The sequence below is a fragment of the Acinetobacter sp. genome, assembly GCF_036666595.1.
Taxonomy (GTDB): domain Bacteria; phylum Pseudomonadota; class Gammaproteobacteria; order Pseudomonadales; family Moraxellaceae; genus Acinetobacter.
This window is the reverse complement of record NZ_JAVWVO010000003.1, coordinates 235728-252489: the sequence shown is the minus strand read 5'-3', so window position 1 is coordinate 252489 and position 16762 is coordinate 235728. Positions and strand designations below refer to the sequence as shown.

21 protein-coding genes are annotated in these 16762 nt (G+C 41.7%); 13 read left to right on the top strand and 8 right to left on the bottom strand.

Going from position 1 to position 16762, the window contains the following annotated elements; translation table 11 throughout:
* Positions 1 to 26 precede the first annotated feature (26 nt).
* On the bottom strand, positions 27 to 1469 hold the full coding sequence (locus RR876_RS06430) for a SulP family inorganic anion transporter (RefSeq protein WP_332476880.1): 1443 nt from the start codon (positions 1467 to 1469) through the stop codon (positions 27 to 29).
* A 218-nt stretch (positions 1470 to 1687) separates the two neighbouring features.
* On the opposite strand from RR876_RS06430, the gene RR876_RS06425 reads away from it, so the two are divergent.
* From RR876_RS06425 to RR876_RS06415, 3 genes are all read left to right on the top strand, one after another.
* Positions 1688 to 2299, top strand: coding sequence for a glutathione binding-like protein (locus tag RR876_RS06425; protein WP_159127406.1), 612 nt, complete (start codon positions 1688 to 1690; stop codon positions 2297 to 2299).
* A 157-nt stretch (positions 2300 to 2456) separates the two neighbouring features.
* Entirely contained in the window at positions 2457 to 3038 is a 582-nt protein-coding gene (locus tag RR876_RS06420) for an NAD(P)H-dependent oxidoreductase (protein WP_332476878.1), read from the top strand.
* A 15-nt stretch (positions 3039 to 3053) separates the two neighbouring features.
* Positions 3054 to 3365, top strand: coding sequence for an antibiotic biosynthesis monooxygenase (locus RR876_RS06415; protein ID WP_332476877.1), 312 nt, complete (start codon positions 3054 to 3056; stop codon positions 3363 to 3365).
* A 39-nt stretch (positions 3366 to 3404) separates the two neighbouring features.
* Here RR876_RS06415 and RR876_RS06410 read toward each other — a convergent pair whose 3' ends face one another.
* From RR876_RS06410 to RR876_RS06385, 6 genes are all read right to left on the bottom strand, one after another.
* Positions 3405 to 4130 (bottom strand): hypothetical protein, encoded by a 726-nt coding sequence (locus tag RR876_RS06410; RefSeq protein ID WP_332476876.1) that lies wholly within the window; start codon positions 4128 to 4130, stop codon positions 3405 to 3407.
* A 185-nt stretch (positions 4131 to 4315) separates the two neighbouring features.
* Entirely contained in the window at positions 4316 to 5101 is a 786-nt protein-coding gene (locus RR876_RS06405; protein WP_332476875.1) for a thiazole synthase, read from the bottom strand.
* Positions 5102 to 5113: 12 nt separating this feature from the next.
* Positions 5114 to 5311, bottom strand: coding sequence for a sulfur carrier protein ThiS (thiS, locus tag RR876_RS06400; RefSeq protein WP_004696245.1), 198 nt, complete (start codon positions 5309 to 5311; stop codon positions 5114 to 5116).
* 19 nt (positions 5312 to 5330) lie between these two features.
* Positions 5331 to 5696, bottom strand: a complete 366-nt coding sequence (locus RR876_RS06395) for a DUF423 domain-containing protein (protein ID WP_332476874.1) — start codon at positions 5694 to 5696, stop codon at positions 5331 to 5333.
* A gap of 129 nt (positions 5697 to 5825) precedes the next feature.
* Positions 5826 to 6695: an RNA polymerase sigma factor RpoH gene (gene rpoH / locus RR876_RS06390; protein WP_332476873.1), complete on the bottom strand. Its 870-nt coding sequence runs from the start codon at positions 6693 to 6695 to the stop codon at positions 5826 to 5828.
* A 138-nt stretch (positions 6696 to 6833) separates the two neighbouring features.
* Positions 6834 to 7067 (bottom strand): sulfurtransferase TusA family protein, encoded by a 234-nt coding sequence (locus RR876_RS06385; protein ID WP_004696251.1) that lies wholly within the window; start codon positions 7065 to 7067, stop codon positions 6834 to 6836.
* 391 nt (positions 7068 to 7458) lie between these two features.
* Here RR876_RS06385 and RR876_RS06380 point away from each other — a divergent pair, with 391 nt between their 5' ends.
* Both RR876_RS06380 and rhlB read left to right on the top strand, forming a co-directional pair.
* The gene (locus RR876_RS06380) at positions 7459 to 7671 is read left to right on the top strand and encodes a cold-shock protein (protein ID WP_004648643.1); all 213 of its coding nucleotides are present in this window, start codon (positions 7459 to 7461) and stop codon (positions 7669 to 7671) included.
* Between the two features lie 97 nt (positions 7672 to 7768).
* Complete coding sequence (rhlB, locus tag RR876_RS06375) at positions 7769 to 8920, top strand: ATP-dependent RNA helicase RhlB (protein WP_140402869.1); 1152 nt, start codon at positions 7769 to 7771, stop codon at positions 8918 to 8920.
* 59 nt (positions 8921 to 8979) lie between these two features.
* Here the strand turns inward: rhlB and RR876_RS06370 are convergent, their stop codons facing one another.
* On the bottom strand, positions 8980 to 9360 hold the full coding sequence (locus tag RR876_RS06370; RefSeq protein ID WP_332476869.1) for a hypothetical protein: 381 nt from the start codon (positions 9358 to 9360) through the stop codon (positions 8980 to 8982).
* A gap of 232 nt (positions 9361 to 9592) precedes the next feature.
* Here RR876_RS06370 and RR876_RS06365 point away from each other — a divergent pair, with 232 nt between their 5' ends.
* From RR876_RS06365 to purF, 8 genes are all read left to right on the top strand, one after another.
* Positions 9593 to 10168 carry a nitroreductase gene (locus RR876_RS06365; RefSeq protein WP_332476868.1) on the top strand — a complete coding sequence of 192 codons (576 nt, stop codon included), beginning with the start codon at positions 9593 to 9595 and terminating at the stop codon, positions 10166 to 10168.
* Between the two features lie 23 nt (positions 10169 to 10191).
* Positions 10192 to 11265, top strand: a complete 1074-nt coding sequence (locus RR876_RS06360; protein ID WP_183172863.1) for an NAD(P)H-dependent glycerol-3-phosphate dehydrogenase — start codon at positions 10192 to 10194, stop codon at positions 11263 to 11265.
* 102 nt (positions 11266 to 11367) lie between these two features.
* Positions 11368 to 11823 carry a phosphoglycerate mutase family protein gene (locus tag RR876_RS06355; protein ID WP_005400615.1) on the top strand — a complete coding sequence of 152 codons (456 nt, stop codon included), beginning with the start codon at positions 11368 to 11370 and terminating at the stop codon, positions 11821 to 11823.
* 29 nt (positions 11824 to 11852) lie between these two features.
* Positions 11853 to 12992 (top strand): type II secretion system protein GspL, encoded by a 1140-nt coding sequence (gene gspL / locus RR876_RS06350; RefSeq protein WP_332476867.1) that lies wholly within the window; start codon positions 11853 to 11855, stop codon positions 12990 to 12992.
* Positions 12992 to 13471, top strand: a complete 480-nt coding sequence (gene gspM, locus RR876_RS06345; RefSeq protein ID WP_332476866.1) for a type II secretion system protein GspM — start codon at positions 12992 to 12994, stop codon at positions 13469 to 13471. Before gspL ends, gspM begins: the two co-directional genes overlap by 1 nt.
* A 90-nt stretch (positions 13472 to 13561) precedes the next feature.
* Complete coding sequence (locus RR876_RS06340; protein ID WP_332476865.1) at positions 13562 to 14572, top strand: quinone-dependent dihydroorotate dehydrogenase; 1011 nt, start codon at positions 13562 to 13564, stop codon at positions 14570 to 14572.
* On the top strand, positions 14569 to 15153 hold the full coding sequence (locus tag RR876_RS06335) for a CvpA family protein (protein ID WP_004696270.1): 585 nt from the start codon (positions 14569 to 14571) through the stop codon (positions 15151 to 15153). Before RR876_RS06340 ends, RR876_RS06335 begins: the two co-directional genes overlap by 4 nt.
* 24 nt (positions 15154 to 15177) lie before the next feature.
* The gene (gene purF / locus RR876_RS06330) at positions 15178 to 16713 is read left to right on the top strand and encodes an amidophosphoribosyltransferase (protein ID WP_062033868.1); all 1536 of its coding nucleotides are present in this window, start codon (positions 15178 to 15180) and stop codon (positions 16711 to 16713) included.
* Positions 16714 to 16762 lie beyond the last annotated feature (49 nt).

Here is a 16762-nt window from a genome sequence, read left to right as displayed (position 1 = left end):
CTTTTATTTTGTCTATGGTTTCAACTTTATGAGCTGATACGGTCAATGAGGGTAGTGCTGGCTTCATTTAAGCCTAACACCTCGACCACAACACCTTGGGCTGCAAACTTTTCAACCACAGCATTTAACATATGAACTGAAGTCATATCCCAAATATGTGCATGGCTGAGTTCAATTTCAACCTTCTGAATGTGTTCGTTAAAGTCAAAAAACTGAAAGAACTTCTCTGAACTGCTAAAGAAAATTTGACCGCTCACCACATAGCGACGGGTATGGTTATGTAGTTCAGACTGAACATGAACCGTACTTTCCAGTTTATTGATGAAAAATAATGCGGACAGTAAAACTCCGACAAAGACACCCAAGGCAAGATTATGTGTGGCTAAGACAATCATCACTACACTCAACATCACCACATTACTTTGTAGCGGGTGTTTAGCGATGTTTTTAACTGAGTCCCATTGAAAGGTTGTAAAAGCCACCATGATCATAATGGCAACCAAAGCTGCCATTGGAATATAGGACAGCCAGTCTTTAAAAAACACCACCAAACACAGTAAAAACACACCAGCCACTAAGGTTGAAAGTCGAGTACGTGCACCTGAGCTGACATTAATCATAGACTGTCCAATCATGGCACAGCCTGCCATACCGCCCATAAAACCGCTCACAATATTTGCCATACCTTGTCCGCGACATTCTTGATGACGGTCACCTTCAGTGCCTGTGACTTCATTCACTACTGTGGTGGTCATCATGCTTTCAAGCAAACCGACGGTCGCTAATGTGATGGCGTAAGGGAAGACAATTTGCAGCGTTTCAAAGGTTAGTGGAATATCAGGCAGTAGAAAAATAGGTAAAGTATCGGGGAAATGACCTAAGTCACTGACCATACGCATATCTGTGCCTAAAAACAGTGCCAAAGCGGTCAGGACAAGAATGCAAATGAGCGGTGAGGGAATGTTTTTTCCCACTGTAGGCAGATAGGGAAACAGATAAATTACAGAGAGGCCAAGAGCGACAAATGCATAGCCCCAGTAATTCATTTGGCTGAGCTCTGGAAGTTGTGCTATGAAGATTAAAATCGCCAGCGCATTTAAAAAACCATACACCACCGACTGCGACACAAAACGCATCAGTTTGGCAACTTTAAAATAACCCGCAATGATTTGAATGACACCAGTGAGAATGGTTGCCGCCAGTAAATACTGTAAACCATGCTCTTTGACTAGTGTGATCATGAGTAGTGCCATGGCACCTGTTGCTGCTGAAATCATGGCTGGACGACCACCAAAAAAAGCAATGCTCACTGCGATACAAAAGGAGGCATAAAGTCCGACTTGAGGGTCTACCCCTGCAATTGCTGAAAAAGCAATAGATTCGGGAATCAGTGCAAGTCCTACCACTAAACCTGCTAAAACATCGGTACGAATGTTAGAAAACCATTCATCTTTTTTAAGGCTAATCACAGATCAAATTCATTTTAGGGTCAAGGGGCTATGTTAAAACAACTCTGTTGCAAATTGCAGTGTTGTTGTACTTGAAAAAAAATGTGAATTAGACAATATTCAATAGGCGAACGAATGATTTTTCGTTTACGCTTTTTTGCAATTTACAGGTTTTGATCACTTGAAAGTTTGTTAGAAGCCATTTAAAACAGAGAATAGAGTTATAACAAGGATCAGATATGAAGCTTTATTATGCACCAGGTGCGTGCTCACTTGCGGCGCACATTATCCTCAATGAAATTAATGTTGACTTTGATTTAGTCCGAGTAGATTTAAAAACACATAAAACAGAAAAAGGTGCTGATTATTACGAAATTAATCCAAAAGGATATGTACCCGCTTTAGAAATTAATCCAGGTTTGATTCTGACTGAAAATGTAGCCATTTTGCCATTTTTAGCACAACATGATCCAAAACAAGACCTTATTCCGCCATCGGGTTTGGGGCGTGCCAAAGTTTTAGAATGGCTAGGTTATTTAAACTCTGAATTACATGATGCTTATGCTGTTTTCTTCGGTGCGCCATTAGACGCTGTTGCTAAAGAAAAAGCCTATACAGAGATTGATCGTTTACTCAGTTATATCGACAAACAAATTGGTGAGTCGGATCATGACTATTTGGTCGATGATAATTTTGGCCCTGCAGATGCGTATTTATTTGTCCTTACCAATTGGTCAAATGGCATCGAACATGATTTATCGCCGTATAAAAATATTATCTTTATCCGTAATAAAGTGGCTGAACGTCAGTCAGTACAAATTGCAATGCGAGATGAAGGTCTAATTCCTTAATTTTGATGCATTGAAGAAGCGCCGACAGGCGCTTTTTTTCATACTTTAAAATTTATTATTGATATTTAGTCAATAATATTTTGCAGATTCACTACTTTTTAGCGCAGAACAGAGTCTTTATAGTGCCTGCATAGATTTTGGCTTTTAGGCTCTTCCCATGAAAAATATTTTATTAATTAACGGTGCGAAAACTTTTGCACACTCGAATGGTCAGTTAAACGATACCCTAACTGAACTTGCGCAAAAGGTCTTGTCAGTCTTAGGACATCAGGTTCAAGTGACACGCGCTGACAGCGAATATGATGCAAAAGCTGAAGTGGAGAAATTTCTGTGGGCAGACACCGTGATTTACCAAATGCCAGGTTGGTGGATGGGTGCACCATGGACTGTGAAAAAGTATATCGATGATGTCTTTACCGAAGGGCACGGTAGTCTGTATGCCAATGATGGTCGCTCACGTGCAGATGCTTCAAAAAAGTATGGCTCAGGCGGTCTGATTCACGATAAAAAATATATGCTGTCGTTGACATGGAATGCACCGATGGATGCATTTAACGACGCTGAACAATTTTTTCATGGGGTTGGGGTCGACGGGGTTTATTTACCTTTTCACAAAGCCAATCAATTTTTAGGGATGCAAACCTTACCGACGTTTATTGTCAATGATGTGATTAAAGCACCTGAAGTTGAAGCCTATATGGCACAGTACCGTGACCATTTGACGCAAGTTTTTGCTTAATCGGGAGATGTGACCATGTTAACTGTCATTGCTGAAATTATTTGTCATTCAGAGCAAGATTTTACAACGGTTCTTGATTCATTCAACAACATCCGTGAGCAAGTATTACAAGAGCCCGGTTGCCATCTCTATGATGTGCATATCGATCATCCTGCTGTTGAGAGTGCATTACAAACCAAAGTACCGTTTTCAATCATGATGTATGAAAAATGGGAAAGCATGCAGCATTTAGAAACACACATGCAGAGTGTCAATATGCAGCAACATGCTCAAGCAACTGAAGGTGCAGTTGCTCATGTGAAAATTCGCATTTTAGAAGCACAGTAAGCGATAAATTTGCATTTGAAAGTATTTTTAATGAGCTGCTTATCTAAACTCAAGTGGTTCATTGAACTGAACCTGTTCGAGTTTCAATGCGTAATGCTGTTTGAGTGTTGCCCATTGAACTTTGACAGGTTGAGTGCTTTCAGCAAACTCATTTTCACCTGTCGTATTTTTTACTTTGCCTGTCATAAAGTTAATACTTTGTGCCGTGATGTCGCCCGATGCACGGTGGAAATCATCGACATCATAACCAATCATTTTAAATGCACGGTCTTGGTATCGAAAGGTATACGTGTGATTGGTCACATACCACGAACCACAGCTTAACCAGTAGTGCAGATGAACTTTGAGCACGCCTTTTTGAATGCTTAACGCTTCAGTCTCACCGAGTGGATCTGCGAGGCAAGGGGACTCTATATCGCCTTCTGTCGGCAAAGTGCTATTAGTCGCCACAAGTTGATAACCATGCATTTGCTTCAATAAAACCAAAAGCTTTCGTTCATTTGTATTAAGCACATCACTCCCTAAGCGATCATTTTTAACGAGATGTTCAGGATTGGTGTCTTCAATGATCAGCGCTATGTCCGCTTGACCATCTTGGTTTAAATCACCTTGGACTTTTTCTAAAATCTTCCAGTTTTTTGGTACAAAAGATTGGTAGCTCGTTTTGAGAGTAGGTTTTGCCTCTACTTTGGCCCAAGTACTGTTGGTAAAAGTTATGAAAAATAGGGCATTGACTATGAGTGTTGGTCTGATCCATTTTTGCATGGGCATCATTTCCTCTCATTCTTATATGGTTATAGATGTTTGAAGGTGGATATTGCTGAGTGTATCAAAGCGTGTGGCGAAATGTCCCAACAACTTAGGTCATCATAAAGTGTTGTCCTGGTGTTGAAATAAATAAAAAAGGACTCCGAAGAATCCTTTTTGATTACTTAATACAGATGAAGAGATTATTTAAAGAAATAACCTGTTTCTGGTGAGCTTGCATTGGCCATACGTTTGCGAGGCATACGACCTGCGAGGAATGCTTCACGACCCGCTTCAACGGCTTTTTTCATTGCAGAAGCCATTAAAATTGGCTGTTGAGCGGCAGCAATCGCAGTATTCATCAACACGCCATCACAGCCAAGTTCCATGGCAATCGCTGCATCGCTTGCAGTTCCCACACCTGCATCTACTAACACAGGGACTTTGGCATTTTCTTTAATGATAGAAATTGTGTGTGGATTTAAAATCCCTAGACCAGAACCAATCAAACTGCCTAAAGGCATGATGGCAACGCAGCCCATGCTTTCAAGCTCTTGAGCCACAATTGGGTCATCCGAGGTATAGACCATGATTTCAAAACCATCGTCAATCAAGGTACGTGCCGCTTTCAATGTTTCGGTAATGTTTGGATACAGCGTTTTTTCATCGCCTAATACTTCAAGCTTGACCAAGTTATGACCGTCTAATAATTCACGCGCTAACATACAGGTACGCACTGCACTATTGGCATCAAAACAGCCTGCTGTATTCGGGAGAATGGTGTATTTTTCAGGTGGGACCACGGACAATAAGTTTGGTTGGTCGGGGTGTTGACCAATATTGACGCGACGAATCGCAACCGTCACGATTTCTGCGCCACTGGCTTGAATGGACAAATCGGTTTCTTGCAGGTCCTTATATTTACCTGTGCCCACCAGCAGACGAGATTGAAATGATCTAGAACCAATGATGAGAGGGCTGTCTTGCATGTGAACTCCGTATTAACCGCCACCGACGGCATGAATAATTTCAATTCGATCCATTGCGCAAATTGGAGTGTGTTCCAATTTACTTTTACTAATAATGTTTTCATTTTGCTCAACAGCAAAACGTTTACCTTCAAGTGCAAAGGTTTGCACCAGTTCAAGCAGGTTTTTACATTCGGTGTGCTGTAGTTCGCCGTTTAAATAAATCTGCATCGTGCTTATCTCTAGTTGTTTACTTGGCATATTTCATGGCATTCCATGCCAGAACTAACCAACCTGCAATCATCAATGCGCCACCAATTGGGGTAATCGCACCTAGACCACGCGGTAAGCCCAATGCCATGACATAGAGGGAACCACAGAAAAAGAAGATGCCGATTTGAATCAGTAAAAAGCTGGTTTTGATGGGAAGTTGGGGAATAACTTTGGCCAAAATGCCAAGCGCCAGTAAACCAAGTGCATGGTAAAAAAAGTAATCAGTTGCAGTTTGCCACCAAGCCAATTGGGCTTCACTAGCACGTGCTTTGAGACCATGTGCGCCAAAGGCACCTAATATAACGGCAAACGCTAAATTCAGCGCTGAAATCGCAATCCACATATGCAATGCTTTACTTATATCACTGTGCGCAACAAAGTAGCATATTTTGAAGACAGGTTAAAAGACAAAAAGCCTCATTTATTGGTAAAAAGAAAAGGGCATTTCGCCCTTTTCAGCATTGCTATCATCTTAGTTTGATGACATCGCCACTTTAATTTTTTCCATGGCATTTTTTTCAAGCTGACGAATACGTTCAGCCGAAACATTATATTCAGCAGCCAGTTCGTGCAGCGTCGATTTTTCATCATCTAACCAACGGCGCTGTAAAATATTACGCGAACGGTCATCAAGCAGTTCCATGGCATCATGCAGAGCATTTGTGCTTTGTTCTTCGTAATCTTCTTCTTCAGCCAAACGCGCTGGGTCGTAGCGGTTATCTTCAAGATAGAGCGCAGGTGCAACATGGGCTGAACCTTCATCGTCATCATCGCCCTGAGCTTCAAACGCCGCATCATAAGCAGTTAAACGACCTTCCATTTCCAACACTTGTTCAGGTGTCACATTGAGGTCATTCGCAATCGATTGAGCTTCTTTTAGAGTGAGCTTTTTAGACGATTTTTTTAGACTACGTAAATTAAAGAACAGTTTACGTTGTGCTTTAGTTGTCGCAATTTTGACAATACGCCAGTTACGAATCACATATTCGTGAATTTCTGCTTTAATCCAATGCACCGCAAAAGAGACCAAGCGTACGCCCATGTTTGGATCGAAGCGTTTAACGGCTTTCATTAAGCCCAAGTTACCTTCTTGAATAAGGTCACCTTGAGGTAAGCCGTAGCCTGCATAACTGCGGGCAATATGAACCACAAAACGCAGATGCGACATGACTAGAAGTTTAGCAGCATCGAGGTCTTGGTCATAATAGTAGCGTTCAGCTAACTCTTTTTCTTGTTCCGCTGTCAAAATCGGGATTTGGTTGACAGTACTAATATAAGCGCCCAAGTTTACACCTGGTGCCGATAATGACAGGGGCATCAATTGATTGCTGCTGTCACTCATGTGTTCTCCTTAGGGATTTCATTTTTACCCAACAATTGAATTTATCTTAATCCAATCTTCCACTGAATAATGGAAAATTGGGTATAGAAATGTAAACTTTTATGCAAATGTGAATAGACTTAGTGTAATTGAAAAGAATTAAGATTCAATGAAGTAGTGAAATTCATGTTCATTAATTTGTTTCAAAACACAAGTTAAATGATGGATTTCGCAATAACGCGTGATATCGATCTGACTGTGCGGATCAGACGATTTTAATAGAAAATGCTGCGCCGGACTCTTCTTAAGTGCGCGTTTAAGCAACAACAGAGGCATAGGACATGGTTGCCCCATTGCATCAATAATGTTGGTATTTTGTTCGATATCACTCATATAGCTAAGGCGGGCTTCACAACATTTAGGTGGGTAGAAATATTAGCAAATTCAGTGCCAAAACCCAAATATTTCATGTGTTATAGGCCTATAGTCGCTATATCTAAAATTACAAATAACTAGTTAAAAAATATGCTGAATTAAAAAGACGATTAATCAAAAAAAAGGGTATGAATTGTTTTTAACCCATGTTAAGCTCGTCGCGTACTGGGATTTAACACAACCATAAATTGTTTTAAATCCTATTTTACAAATGGATGTAACCGGGATTTTGTTAATAGTTATACAGAATGATTACAAGCTTAGAAATAATAAATATTTTTAAACCTTGTTTGGTCTGCTGTTTGCAACACCGGGTGGTCCTTCTTTTAGATACAATGAGGATTAACTTATGACAGCTCGTGAACAAGGCGTAGTTAAATGGTTCAACGACACTAAAGGCTTCGGCTTTATCCAACGCAATGGCGGCGACGATGTATTCGTTCACTTCCGTGCAATCCAAGGCGACGGCCACCGTTCACTACGTGACGGCCAACGCGTTGAATTCAGCGTTGTAAAAGGTCAAAAAGGCTTCCAAGCTGAAGAAGTACAACCTTTAGACTAATTGTCTGAACGTACTTTAAAACGCCCCAATGTAAATTGGGGCGTTTTTGTTTATACTACAGATCAATTTTCGTGATTTTTCGTCAGAGCGCACTTATATGTCATCAGGTTTTGAAACCTTAAATTTACATCCTCAACTTAAACGAGCTATTGATGCTTTAGGTTTTAAGGATATGACGCCTATTCAGCAAAAGGTTTTAAAATTCACTTTGGCGGGACATGATGCAATTGGTCGTGCGCAAACAGGGACTGGTAAAACAGCGGCATTTTTGGTGAGCGTGATTAACGACTTGCTGAATAACCCAATTCAAGAGCAGCGCTACCGCGGTGAACCTCGTGCCTTGATTTTAGCACCGACTCGAGAGCTTGCACTGCAAATCGAAAGCGATGCGAAAGAACTCACAAAATTCTCAGATTTACATGTCGTGACGCTTTTAGGCGGTGTTGACTTTGATAAACAAAAAGCACAACTCGATAAAAAACCTGTAGACATTATGGTGGCGACGCCAGGTCGTCTGATTGACTTTGTTGAGCAAAAAGAAGTTTGGCTCGACCAGATTGAGTTTTTGGTGATTGATGAAGCTGATCGCTTATTGGATATGGGCTTTATTCCTTCAGTCAAACGTATTGTCCGTTTCTCACCACGTAAGGAACAACGTCAGACTCTGATGTTCTCTGCAACGTTTAGTTACGATGTTTTAAACCTTGCGCAGCAATGGCTGTTTGAACCAGTAACTGTTGAAATTGAGCCAGAGAAAAAGACCAATGCGGACGTTGAGCAACGTGTCTACATGGTCGCAAAGTCTGATAAATATAAATTGCTACAAGACATTCTGCGCGATGAGCCCATTGAAAAAGTGATGATTTTCGCAAATCGTCGCGATCAAGTGCGTAAGCTCTATGACAACTTAAAGCGTGATGGCTATAAAGTGGTGATGTTGTCAGGTGAAATCGCACAAGACAAACGTTTGAAAATGTTAGACCAATTTAAAAATGGTCAACATAACATTATGATTGCAACCGATGTTGCAGGTCGTGGTATCCATGTGGATGGTGTATCGCATGTGGTGAATTTCACCTTACCTGAACAGTCGGATGACTATGTACACCGTATTGGTCGTACGGGTCGCGCAGGTACACGTGGTGTGAGTATTAGTTTCTTATCTGAAGATGATGCATTCTATCTACCAGAAATTGAAAAAGCCATTGGGCAAAAACTGCCACTGACACGTTTAGATGGCTATTGCTAATCGTTTGACGTGATTGGTGTAAAAAAACCGCTCATCTGAGCGGTTTTTTGATGGCATTTTTATTTTGCTTTACAAGAAAAAGTTAGAACTGTTTGATAGTCACTGTCTTGGTTAATGCCTGAGTTTGTACCTGAAATAGAACCCAGTACGGAAGCGGCTGCTTGGATCATTTTTCCAGTTTCATCACTCACTACGCCTTTTAAAGCACCTTGATATTCAGTTTTTTCATCACTCACAATCGCTGTTGCTTTAGAGCCGCACGTTTTAGCTGCTGCTTCAATGGCGTTGTTTTTTGCAATCAATGCAGTTTTACCAATACCTGTAACTTCGTATTGATTGTCAGCTTTTTGGATTGCTAAAGAGTTGCTTGGTGTCGATGCGCAAGCGCTTAGAAGTAGTGTTAGTGCTGCTGCTCCGACGATAGCAATATTCTTTTTCATTTCATACCCCAGTCATGTTTTATTAAATCATTGTTTATTGGAACATAGCTTGTCGGATGAATTATGTAAGAAATGTATGAAAAATGCAGTCTTATCGGACAGTTTAAAAAGCGTACAGGGTTTTAAAATTAGTTTTGCCGAAACTGAGTATTTCATACTGAAGCGCTAGAGCAAACTTTTCAGAGTGTGCTACTCTAAAACGTATTGTTTAATTTGAAAGATTAAGAGCCTAATGACGGAACTCGCGGTAGATATCGTTCACCAGAATATGCATCAACGTCAATCGATTGGCCATTTGGTCGAACCTGCTCCCAATGCAGAACAATTAGAGCGGGCATTTCAAGCCGCATTGACTGCGCCAGATCATCATCGTTTAAAACCGACACGTTTTATCGTGATTTCTGAAGATCAACGTGAGGCATTTGGTGAGTTATTATCACAAGCCTTGGCTGATTTGGGTGAGACTGAGGCAGCACAGTTAGAGCGTGTTAAAAATCATCCTTTTCGTGCCCCATTATTGGTCTTGGCGCTGACCAAATTTCAACCGCATCCGAAAGTTCCTTATTTTGAGCAGACTTTAAGTAGTGGGGCTGCTATTCAGAATTTTATATTGTCCTTACAAGCTCAAGGTTTTTCGAGTATGTGGCGTAGTGGGGCAGTGGTGGAATCGGTGCATTTCAAACAGGCTTTAGGCCTCACCGCAGATGATTTGATCTCAGGTATTTTATATATTGGCACGGCAGTTAAAGTGATTCCGCCACGTGCCGAAATTCAAACCCAAGATTATGTAAGTTATTGGAATCAATAGTTCCATTTTAGGATATAAAAATAATGTCAGAGTTAAAGTTTTCAGATTTGGTTGAACCTGTAGCGGTAGATCAAAAAACGGCACTACGAATTACCGTTTTGGGTGGTGGTAGTTTTGGAACAGCTATGGCGAATACCGCGGTTCGTAATGGCTGCGATACCATGATTTGGATTCGTGATGAAGCCGTTGCGGCTGATATCAATGCGACGCATGTGAATAAACGCTATTTGCCCGATTTTAAACTTGAAGATGGTTTACGTGCAGTTTCAAATATAGAAGAGGCTGTTCGTGATCGCGACATTATTTTGGTGGCGATTCCGAGTCATTCTTTCCGTGATGTCCTTAAACAAATTAAACCATTTATTACTTCGCAAGCAGTGGTGTCTTTAACTAAGGGTATTGAAGCGAATACTTTTAGTTTTATGAGTGACATTATTCGCTCAGAGCTACCAGAAGTGCCTTATGGTGTGTTATCTGGGCCAAACTTGGCCAAGGAAATTGTGGCAGGACAGCCAGCTGGGACGGTCATTGCAAGCCAGTCTGAGTTAGTGCGTTATGCGGTACAACAAGCTTTGCATAGTGCCTTGTTTCGTGTGTTCGCCAGCGATGACGTGCATGGTGTGGAACTCGGCGGTGCACTTAAAAACATTTATGCGGTTGCAATGGGAATGGCTGCTGCATACAAAGTCGGTGAAAATACCAAGAGTATGATTTTGACTCGTGCTTTAGCAGAAATGAGTCGTTTTGCTGTGAAGTTAGGGGCAAATCCACTGACCTTCTTGGGTTTGTCTGGTGTCGGTGATTTATTTGCAACGTGTAGCAGTCCACTCAGTCGCAACTATCAAGTCGGTTTTGCATTGGGTCAAGGTAAGAGCTTGGAACAGGCAACCACTGAATTGGGGCAAACAGCAGAAGGCATTAACACGATTGTGCAAGTCAAAGCACGTTCCGAAGAGTTGGATGTGTATATGCCGATTACCAGTGCGTTATACAGTGTTATTTTTGAAAATGCGCCACCAATGACAATTGCATTATCCTTAATGAAAAATGGACACCGCAGTGATGTGGAGTTTGTTTTGCCGCATCATGAGGTTTAAAGTCACTTAAAAACCGAAATAAAATGAGCGTTTAAGTGGGTATAATGACTGAATTGTCATAAAAATTAATTAAAATAATCAGGATTTGAATAAGGATTTTTTATGCAACTGACTTTGGTACGTCATGGCGAAGCTGCGCCACCGATCATGGGGAATGACACTAAACGCCCACTCACCGAACGTGGGCATGCACAGGCAGAGCAAACTGCTGACTTTTTAAAGTCACGGATCCAACCTGATGTCTTTGTGGTTAGCCCATTGCTGCGTGCACAAGAAACATTGGCACACATTAAACAGCACTTTGCGGATGTGCCTGTTGTAATTTGCAATACTATTAAGCCAGATGATGATGCAAAAGCGGCTGTGGAATGGTTATCACATTTGCCGTATGAGTCTATTGTGGTGGTGTGCCATATGAATGTGGTGGCACATATGGCCTCGATTTTGGTGACGGAATCTTTTAATCCTTATGCTTTGGCTGAAGCGCGGATTTATGAGCAAGCAGTTATCGCGGAAGGCTTGTCGACACAAACAAAAGCATTTATACCTAGCATATAAAAACCAATTAAAACGGCAGAATATAATACATGTTGCAAATTTGGATGCCCGAAGCCGATGGAACATGGCACTGGTCTATAGGGGAAAGATGGCAATCTGCTCATACACTTGAGCAATTGATCCAAGATATACAAGCGCATCATGGTGAGGAAGCAACTGTTTTCTTTCCAAGCCGTGATGTGCAAATTATTCAGCAAAATATGCCTAAGGCTCAATACAAGCAGTTGGGGGCTGAAGGTGTGAAGTATTTGCTCGAAGAATATGTATTGAGCTCAATCGATCAGATGAAAGTATTACATCACTTTCAAGCGCCTGAGCAACTCACTGTTTTAGGTATTTCAAAGCATCGTTTAGAGACTTTACAGCATGCCTTGAGTTTGATTCCTGTGAAGCTGGTCAGCCTATTGCCTGATTTTCTGATTTTACCTGTACCTGACGCAGAACAGGTAATCTTGGGCTATGTTGAAGAGCGACTTCTGTTTCGCGCTAATACTTGGTTGGGCGGATCAATTGATGATCTTGCTGTATTTTTAGATTATCAAGCAGTCAACCAAAAATATAAAATTTGTAACTTTAGTGCTTCGCACATGCATAGCTTAAACGCCAGTGTGACGCAGGAGCAGCTTGAGTCTTTCCATTATGAATGGGCGGCATTGCCAAGAGCAAAACAACATCCATGGAATCTTTTGCCGAAGGTGAAAGAGCAACATGTTTCAACGGGCTATTGGAAAGCCTGTGCAGCGGTATTGGCTGCATTGATTGTGACGCAATTGACCTATGATGCAACGCGTTGGTATCAAAATAAAAAGCTTGCAGAGCAAGTGGCTGTTCAGGCGGTCGATCAATTTAAATATTGGTTTGGTGCGAACTATCCTGTGACCGAGCAAACCCTGCGAAGCCAGTTTGAATATCAACTGAATATGAATAAACAAGCGGATGCGCAAGCTTTGTCTTTATTGAGTCGCGTTGGGCCTGTGCTCATGCAACAGCAAATTGTGGCGAATCAGGTGGTGTATGAAGCGAATAGCCTAAATATGCAACTTAAAGCCAACTCGGCAGAGGCTTTACAGACACTCACTCAGCAGCTTAATCAACAAGGTTTTCAGGTTGAATTAGGCAATATTCAGCCGACCACGGGTGGGGCAATTGGAATGGTGAAAATACAATAATGAAAGCCATGCAAAATTTACAAACAGTTGTAGATCGGCGTTTAGAGCTGATCAGTACTTATTTTGATCGTCTTACACCGCGCGACCGTGTATTAGCCATCTTCTTGGTTATTTTCGTCTTGGTGAGCTCGATAGGGGCTGCACTTTGGTATACCCATGCTGCGGCAGAGAAACAGCAAAAACGCGTGAACCAGCTTAAAGAAACCATGACATGGATGCAGAGCAATGCAGTCACCATGAAATCGAGCTCAGATGGACAACTGACTCCAATGGAGCAGATCCAGCGTATTGCACAGCAGCAAGGTTTATCGGTTGCTTCGCAGCAGAATGCTGAACAAATTCAGTTGGTGGTAAGCCATGCAAACTATGTGGTGTTAGCCAACTTTTTGACTCAACTAACGCAAAATGGTTTGAGTATTGAAAAAATGGAGTTGGTCTCAGACGCAGGGCAGATTAAATTATCGGCTAGCGTGAAATAATCGCTAAAAATAAAGCCAGACGAAGCATGGTGTTTTAGCTAGGCTATGCCTATAATATGGCGACTTAAAAAGCAGTAGACTTTTACAGATATGTTGTATTCTCTTGCCCGCCCTTTGTTGTTTACTTTAGCACCAGAGCGTGCACATGAGCTAACACTATCGCTATTGAAATCAACGCATAAGTTCGGCTTAATGCGTCAAAATATAGCGGCTAAACCGGTGACATGTATGGGCATCGAGTTCCCCAATCCTGTAGGTTTAGCTGCTGGTCTAGATAAAAATGGTGCTTATATTGACGCACTGGCAGGTCTAGGGTTTGGTTTTATTGAAATTGGAACCATTACTCCGCGTCCGCAGCAGGGCAATCCTCTACCGCGTTTATTCCGTATTCCACAAGCTAAAGCCATTATTAACCGTATGGGTTTTAACAACGCTGGCGTGGATCAACTGATTGAAAATGTCAAAGCGGCAAAGTTTAAAGGTGTTTTGGGGATTAATATCGGCAAAAATGCGGATACCCCAGTCGAAAACGCAGTAGATGACTATCTCATTTGTTTAGAAAAAGTCTATAACTATGCGTCTTATATTACCGTCAACATTTCTTCTCCAAATACTAAAAACCTGCGTAGTTTGCAAAGTGGTGATGCTTTAACCGAGCTGCTAGAGACGCTGAAAAAACGCCAGTTAGAGTTGGCTGAAGAGCAACAGCACTATGTACCCTTGGTGCTGAAGGTTGCGCCAGATTTGGAAGCGGAAGATATTCAATTTATTGCGAAACAACTGCTTCAGTTTAAAATTGATGGTCTGATTGTGACCAATACGACTTTGTCTCGTGAAGGGGTGGAAAACTTACCTTTTGGTGATGAAGCGGGTGGTTTATCTGGTGCGCCTGTGTTTGAGAAAAGTACAGCGTGTTTAAAAGCCTTTGCTGAGGTTTTAAAAGGTCAGATTCCTTTGATTGGTGTGGGTGGGATTTTGTCGGGTGAGCAGGCGCTTGCAAAACAAAATGCAGGGGCAAACCTTGTACAAGTTTATAGTGGCCTCATCTATACAGGACCAACCTTAATTCAAGACTGCGTCTCTGCAATGAAAACAACATGAATGCTATTGATATCTTCATATTGATTGTATTGCTCATTGGAGGGCTCAACGGTTTGCGTCAAGGATTTGTTAAAGCCTTTGCGAACTTGATAGGATGGATTTTAGCGCTGATTGTTGGTGCTAAATTTGCAAGTGTCCTAGCACCTTCGATGGTCTCACTCAGTGAAGATCCAGTGGTTCAAAAAATTGCAGCTTTTGCATTTATTGTATTGGTTATTGTGGTTTTGACGTGGATTGTCACGGCATTACTGAATAACATATTGAAGAGTTTAAAACTCGGGCCTTTGAATCGATTAGCCGGCGGTGCTTTTGGTTCATTAAAAGGGTTGTTAATTGTTCTGATTACGATGCAAGGTGTGGGTTCTTGGGTTGAAAGCTCTCCATATTGGAGACAATCCAAGTTTGTCCAAACACTTTTGCCTTACGCGCCTTGGGCGATGGAGCTTTCTAAAGAGGCTGCAAGCGAGGCGATGTCACATATCAAGTCTAAAGATACACATGTATCTTCAGATTCTTCACCGAAAATTTCCTCGAAAAATGCTGAGGGACAGGGTGAGTCAACAAATAATCCTTTTTATTAATCCTAGCTTGTCTGCGAGGTTGCTATGTGTGGAGTAGTTGGTATAGCTGGTAAATCAGCTGTTAACCAAATGTTGTTTGATGCATTAACGATGTTACAACATCGTGGGCAAGATGCAGCTGGGATAGTAACCTGCCACGAAGGTCGTTTATTTTTACGTAAAGACAATGGTATGGTTCGTGATGTGTTCCACACTCGCCATATGCGTGCATTACAAGGTAACTATGGTATTGGGCATGTACGTTATCCTACTGCGGGTTCATCGAGCAGCGCTGAAGCGCAGCCCTTCTATGTGAACTCACCTTACGGGATCACGTTAGCGCATAATGGTAACTTAACCAATGCTGAAGAAATTCATGACGACCTGTTTAAAACAGACTTACGTCATATGAATACGGATTCAGACTCAGAAGTACTGTTAAACGTGTTCGCGCATGAGTTGCAAAAACGCGGCAAATTGATGCCTACAGCAGACGATATTTTCCATGTGGTTAGTAAAGTCCATGAGCGCTGTAAAGGTGGTTATGCCGTGGTTGCAATGCTTACTGGGCATGGCTTAGTGGGTTTCCGTGATCCAAATGGTATTCGTCCACTGATTTATGGTTCGCGTGAGACTGATGCAGGTATGGAATATATCATTGCATCTGAGTCTGTCGCTATTACGGCACTCGGCTTTAAGGTTGAGCGTGATATTGCGCCGGGTGAAGCGATCTTTATCGACTCACAAGGGCAGATGTTTACCAAGCAGTGTGCTGAAGCGCCTGAATACCGCCCATGTATTTTTGAATATGTTTACTTTGCGCGTCCAGATGCGATCATTGATGGCATCTCAGTCTATAAAGCACGTTTAAAAATGGGCGAAAAACTTGCTCAGAAAATCTTGACGGAGTGGAGTGAAGAGCACGATATTGATGTTGTGATCCCAATTCCAGATACCTCGCGTACCTCTGCACTTGAACTTGCAAATATGTTGGGTGTGAAGTTCCGTGAAGGCTTTATGAAGAACCGCTACATTGGCCGTACCTTCATTATGCCAGGTCAGCAATTACGTAAAAAATCAGTTCGTCAAAAGTTGAACCCTGTTGAACTTGAGTTCCAAGGTAAAAATGTACTTTTGGTGGATGACTCGATTGTACGTGGTACGACGTGCAACGAAATTATCCAAATGGCGCGTGATGCGGGTGCGAAAAAAGTCTTCTTTGCTTCTGCTGCGCCGATGGTGAAATATCCAAACGTGTATGGCATTGATATGCCGGCAAAAGAAGAGCTGATTGCATCTGAGCGTACCGTTGAAGAAATTCGTGAAATTATTGGTGCAGATCGTCTAATTTTCCAAGATTTGGAAGACTTAAAAGCAGCTGTGCGCACCAGCAAAGTACCAGATTTACAAGAGTTTGATTGCTCGGTATTTGATGGTCAATATGTTGCTGGCGGTATTGATGAAGCTTATTTAGATGAATTACAGGCGAAACGTCGTGAAACATCGAAAAAGAAAGACAGCTATATTGATGTCAACATTGATGCAGCTTCCGTTGATTTGACGGGAGTGAAAGAAGTCTAATTGATTTAGATTTGAGAAAAGCGGGAGTTTCCCGCTTTTTTCATTTATG

Coding starts and splice junctions, on each gene's coding strand:
- RR876_RS06340 (WP_332476865.1), top strand. CDS start 13,562: ATGTTGTATTCTCTTGCCCGCCCTTTGTTGTTTACTTTAGCACCAGAG.
- RR876_RS06405 (WP_332476875.1), bottom strand. CDS start 5,101: ATGCAAGACAGCCCTCTCATCATTGGTTCTAGATCATTTCAATCTCGT.
- RR876_RS06355 (WP_005400615.1), top strand. CDS start 11,368: ATGCAACTGACTTTGGTACGTCATGGCGAAGCTGCGCCACCGATCATG.
- RR876_RS06415 (WP_332476877.1), top strand. CDS start 3,054: ATGTTAACTGTCATTGCTGAAATTATTTGTCATTCAGAGCAAGATTTT.
- rpoH (WP_332476873.1), bottom strand. CDS start 6,695: ATGAGTGACAGCAGCAATCAATTGATGCCCCTGTCATTATCGGCACCA.
- gspM (WP_332476866.1), top strand. CDS start 12,992: ATGAAAGCCATGCAAAATTTACAAACAGTTGTAGATCGGCGTTTAGAG.
- RR876_RS06425 (WP_159127406.1), top strand. CDS start 1,688: ATGAAGCTTTATTATGCACCAGGTGCGTGCTCACTTGCGGCGCACATT.
- RR876_RS06335 (WP_004696270.1), top strand. CDS start 14,569: ATGAATGCTATTGATATCTTCATATTGATTGTATTGCTCATTGGAGGG.
- rhlB (WP_140402869.1), top strand. CDS start 7,769: ATGTCATCAGGTTTTGAAACCTTAAATTTACATCCTCAACTTAAACGA.
- purF (WP_062033868.1), top strand. CDS start 15,178: ATGTGTGGAGTAGTTGGTATAGCTGGTAAATCAGCTGTTAACCAAATG.
- RR876_RS06410 (WP_332476876.1), bottom strand. CDS start 4,130: ATGCAAAAATGGATCAGACCAACACTCATAGTCAATGCCCTATTTTTC.
- RR876_RS06365 (WP_332476868.1), top strand. CDS start 9,593: ATGACGGAACTCGCGGTAGATATCGTTCACCAGAATATGCATCAACGT.
- RR876_RS06380 (WP_004648643.1), top strand. CDS start 7,459: ATGACAGCTCGTGAACAAGGCGTAGTTAAATGGTTCAACGACACTAAA.
- RR876_RS06420 (WP_332476878.1), top strand. CDS start 2,457: ATGAAAAATATTTTATTAATTAACGGTGCGAAAACTTTTGCACACTCG.
- gspL (WP_332476867.1), top strand. CDS start 11,853: ATGTTGCAAATTTGGATGCCCGAAGCCGATGGAACATGGCACTGGTCT.
- RR876_RS06370 (WP_332476869.1), bottom strand. CDS start 9,360: ATGAAAAAGAATATTGCTATCGTCGGAGCAGCAGCACTAACACTACTT.
- RR876_RS06360 (WP_183172863.1), top strand. CDS start 10,192: ATGTCAGAGTTAAAGTTTTCAGATTTGGTTGAACCTGTAGCGGTAGAT.
- RR876_RS06385 (WP_004696251.1), bottom strand. CDS start 7,067: ATGAGTGATATCGAACAAAATACCAACATTATTGATGCAATGGGGCAA.
- thiS (WP_004696245.1), bottom strand. CDS start 5,311: ATGCAGATTTATTTAAACGGCGAACTACAGCACACCGAATGTAAAAAC.
- RR876_RS06395 (WP_332476874.1), bottom strand. CDS start 5,696: ATGTGGATTGCGATTTCAGCGCTGAATTTAGCGTTTGCCGTTATATTA.